Annotated in this window: 5 protein-coding genes; all 5 read right to left on the bottom strand. The window is 29.3% G+C overall.

The window, feature by feature from the left end; all coding sequences use genetic code 11:
* Positions 1-73 precede the first annotated feature (73 nt).
* Genes DW904_RS22395 through DW904_RS22380 form a run of 5 tightly spaced genes read right to left on the bottom strand, consistent with a single transcriptional unit; the run spans position 74 to position 4,186 of the window.
* On the bottom strand, positions 74-790 hold the full coding sequence (locus tag DW904_RS22395; protein ID WP_118584318.1) for a TniQ family protein: 717 nt from the start codon (positions 788-790) through the stop codon (positions 74-76).
* Positions 787-1,791 (bottom strand): TniB family NTP-binding protein, encoded by a 1,005-nt coding sequence (locus DW904_RS22390; RefSeq protein ID WP_243110551.1) that lies wholly within the window; start codon positions 1,789-1,791, stop codon positions 787-789. Before DW904_RS22390 ends, DW904_RS22395 begins: the two co-directional genes overlap by 4 nt.
* A 59-nt stretch (positions 1,792-1,850) precedes the next feature.
* The gene (locus DW904_RS24400; protein WP_243110550.1) at positions 1,851-2,021 is read right to left on the bottom strand and encodes a hypothetical protein; all 171 of its coding nucleotides are present in this window, start codon (positions 2,019-2,021) and stop codon (positions 1,851-1,853) included.
* Positions 2,014-3,837 (bottom strand): Mu transposase C-terminal domain-containing protein, encoded by a 1,824-nt coding sequence (locus DW904_RS22385; protein ID WP_243110548.1) that lies wholly within the window; start codon positions 3,835-3,837, stop codon positions 2,014-2,016. Before DW904_RS22385 ends, DW904_RS24400 begins: the two co-directional genes overlap by 8 nt.
* Positions 3,827-4,186 (bottom strand): hypothetical protein, encoded by a 360-nt coding sequence (locus tag DW904_RS22380; RefSeq protein ID WP_118584316.1) that lies wholly within the window; start codon positions 4,184-4,186, stop codon positions 3,827-3,829. The genes DW904_RS22385 and DW904_RS22380 overlap by 11 nt, the downstream gene beginning before the upstream one ends.
* Positions 4,187-4,507 lie beyond the last annotated feature (321 nt).

Below are 4,507 nucleotides of genomic sequence, written 5' to 3'. Positions count from 1 at the left end.
TATTCCATGTTTTTTATAAAAACTAATTATGTTACTTCTTAATCCCCAATTTTCTTTTCTAATCGACAAATAATCAATACCAATATCTTTTATAAAAACTAATTATGTTACTTCTTAATCCCCAATTTTCTTTTCTAATCGACAAATAATCAATACCAATATCTTTTATGTCTTGTTTATAATATCTGTCAATTGCGTATTCAACTATTTTATCAAGCATTTCATTTGTGTTATATTCTACATCAAAATTAAGATTCATCATTTCTAATGGGGATAATTTTTCTCTTACTCTTCCATAACCAATATAACGTATTTCACTATTATGCAATTTGCACTTGTGTATAGGACATATCGGTAGCATTCGTATTTGATGTATATTGTGCCAATATGCTTCTCCATATTTTTTACGATCCTCAATAATACACATTGGACAATATTTCAATTGTCTATTTTCGCTACGTGGTCTTCTTATATTAAGCTCTGTTTTATAGCAGTCCGTTTTTAAATTATAAAGGAATTCATTAGCATAGTCATTTGAACAATATCCTGTATAAACATAAAACATTGTATGATGTTTTAACAGATTTTCTATTGATATAACTTTCTCAATATTATTTTCGGTATCTTTATTAATATTTCCAATAAATAATTTACTAATAACATTTGTACTGTTTACAAATAGTTCTTTTGCAATCTCATGCTCTCTCCATATACCGCTATTTACAAGATATCTACAGAACCAGCTGTAAACTGTTTCGTCATCATAAATGCTAGGAAATCTGTTTGTCATATTTTTATTTCCTCCACTATAATTGATTGTTTAAGCAGTTTTATAAAATCAATATTTTTTTCCTTAGATATTTTCAATATCGTTTCAATATTATTAAACTCTTTTATTACGCAATCTTGTGTGATATTATTTGTTCTATCAGATACTATGTGTTTATTTTTCTTTTTATCGACTTTGTTAATGCTTGGTTGTATAAATTTGTGATACATTTCAATCCTATTTTGGTATGCTTCATTCAATATATTAATATTAATCTTACTAAGTCCTGACATTATAGCAATTTCCTGAGCATCGTGTAATAATGATATTACAATTGAAATGTTACCGCAGGAATGGTCATATATCCATTTATAAAACTCTTCATTTATTGTTGCATTTTTTATAGTATATTGATATCTAAATAATATATTGCATATGTTTTTAAAGTACTCATCATAAGAAAGTGCTGTATATTTAAGCCCCATAGTTCTTCTTGCAAGATGTTCGGCACCCTCGAAAAACAATACACTTTCCGGAGTACCAACCATACAAATACTTATTCCGCTATTGTTGATAAGCTGTGTAAGAAATCCTATTATATTTTTACCGTTTTTTGAGTTTGCAACATTTTGTATCTCATCAATGATAAGAACACCTATATTATTTATTGCTATTGTACTTATTTGGCTTATGAGGGCATCTGTAGTACATTTATCAATAATTTTCCCATTTAAATATTGTGTTTTAAGCATACTGTTTATCTTCATCAAAATTTCGATCGCAAGACCTTTTACAGATGAATCAAATGGACATTGTACAGTTACAAATGGAATTATATCTGAGAATAAATTGCAATCAAATTTACAATTTTCAACAATAACATCTACTGCCCTGTTAACGGCTGTACTTTTACCAATACCTGAACTCCCTATTATTGTAAATGAATCAGATCCACCAATTATACTATTAGAGTTTCCTGTTAAAAATCTTTTGTAATTTTCGTATCTTTGTTGTGATGCCAATTTTGAACTCTTCTTTTTTAGTGAGTGATATAAAGACAAATATAATTTGTTATAAATCTCTATGGACATTTTAGATGGAATATAAATATCATATAGATTGATAGGGCAATCAGCCTTTCTCCAATATCCATATTTTTACTATTTTCATCATATTTTGGAACAACAGACAATGCTTTTACAAGTCCATCTCCTGATAACATTTTTGGTAATATTTTTGTATAATCATCCATTTAAGATATCCTCCGTGAAATCAATATGATATTTTCTTTTAGCTCTATTTTTAACAGATGTAGTATATTTTGTATTTAATTTTTGAGGATATTGTACATTAGACACGATTTCTTCTAAAGAATTTGCCAAGTCAATTTGTGCTTGAGTGTTACTATTACAATGACTATTTACGAGTTTTCGATGTTCTTTTTCGATCAATTCTACATCAGTTAACTCTTTTCCATTATACCTACTTTCAATCAATTTAAACTGTATATAACACCCATTTTCTATAAGCCATACATAACTTACATTATCTGGATTATAAGCAACTGTTACTTCCCCACCAACCAAATATTTTTCAACATAATTCTCATTTTTGTACCTCATTTTATTCACTTTAAGTCCAAATCTGCTAAATACGCCAGTGGTCCTTGGAAGTAATGTAAGCATAATTTGTTTCAATGTTACCGGTATTAAGTTAGCTCCTGGAGATAATTTGCTGTACTCAAAAATATTATTTGCATATGGCTTAATATCGTTTTCTATCATGTCTTCTGTATAAGGGAAGTTCTTTAAAATACGCTGCGAGTTATAATACACAATACATCGCACTATGATTTTTTCAAAGTCTTCTATTGTCAAACATGCATCTTTTCTATAATCATGTACGCCTCTTTCAAGAAAATCAGGTTCAACTATACCTTTATTTTTTAAATAAGGTTTGTATGTTTCTTGAATGATATTAAAAAATTTTTCTACAACACCTTTTAATTCAGGACGGTATGGTGGCAAATTTTTTAGTGTAACTCCAAGCTCAGTTATTTGTTCAAAATTCTCAGATACATATTCTTTTCCCATATCAGTTACAAACGTTCCAGGAATTTCAGATATGCTCCACTGATTCTCATTTATGAATATACCAAGTTCTTCACAATGTTTCTTTTTATTAGATACCATATTTTGCATAAGTACTTTTAAACTATAAATACCACCTTCCCAAGTTAATGCATAGCCATAACAAAAACTGCTATATGCGTCTATACAAACTGTTAATATAGGTCTTCCAACTAAGCTGTTTGTTTCATCTATAAGGTATATATCACATACCGTTGCATCAAGTAATCCTGTTCCAACTGCAGGTGCAAATTCTTGTATTCCATCCCCCAATAATGGTCTTTTGTTTCTTTGATAATTACTCAAACCATCCCTTGTGATGTAAAAAGTTTGCATATTTTTTGTTTTCCTATAGAAGTAGCGGAACTGATAAAAAGATGGAATATTTGATTGTAGCTTGCCATTTATATCGCAATATTTTTCTTTCAACATAAATAAGTAAGAAGACTTTAAACTATATCTGTTTGTACTATAAAAATATTTATTTAAAGCCCATCTCATATTTTTTTCATCTTGTGTAAGTGATTTTTCTGTAATGTTACTCTTAGGTGCAAGTACACAAATATTTTGGTAAATAAGATACTTGTAAAAGTAATTTCTAAGAGACTGTTTGCTTACATTTCTTTCTTCACATATTTGATTAACCAATGAGGTACGCTTATGTTTATCATCCATAAAGGAAAGTAATGGAGCAATCATATTGTACCGATCGTATGCTATCTTTTTATTATGCTCCGAAGCTTCTGATATGTCGAATACAGGCTCATTTGTCTCTTGCATGAGTAAATCCTCATCACACAAAATAGCGTCCTTAAAATCCATTTTATGCACTGTATACGGCATTTTGGTTTTTAAGCAATCAATAATAAAAACTGATTGATCAGATTCTTTTAAAACTCTTACTATTGTATCTTTGTATTTATATAATTTATTCTTCATCAATAACAATCCCCCAATCTGACACACCATGCGTCTTCCAGTACTCTCTGGAACCGTCTAGTAATCTAATAGTCATCGGTTTTTGTAATAGTTTTCTTTCTATACATTCACGGACCATTAGGTCACCTGTATCTTTTACGCATACAAAGTCTGATGTGTAAGTTCTTTCTGGATACTTACTATCCTTATATCCATCAAGATCTACATTTAATCGTATACCGATTATGCTTTGATCTTTTTCTAGTTTCATTGCATAGGCATATTGAATCTTGCTGTAGGTTATGCATACGCCATCACATTTGCATAAATATAATTTTGTTGCAGCTACTTTTGAATTTTTATTCCGCATTATTTTACCCCCTATTTTTGAAATGGTTTTTCCTAAAAACGGCTATTTTTTTGCTAAAAACGAATGATTTTTTCCTAAAAACGCATTTTTAGGGTTATTTTCATTTTTAGCATTTCGTTTTTAGGAAAAATAAAGTACTCGCAAACCCAGTAAAATCAATGGTTTGCGGATTTTCCTAAAAACGTTTCCTAAAAACGAGGTTAAAAATACTATGTCGAAGGGCAATTGTTTTTAGCCTTTTTTGGGGCAAAAATTTTATTCTTTTATTCCGGTCAAAATTTGCTCCGACGCAAGATTTTCCTTTTTTGTGCATGTTAACTT

The sequence above is a fragment of the Ruminococcus sp. AM42-11 genome (assembly GCF_003480145.1).
Lineage (GTDB): Bacteria > Bacillota > Clostridia > Lachnospirales > Lachnospiraceae > Blautia_A > Blautia_A faecis.
This window is presented reverse-complemented; position numbering and strand designations above follow the sequence as displayed.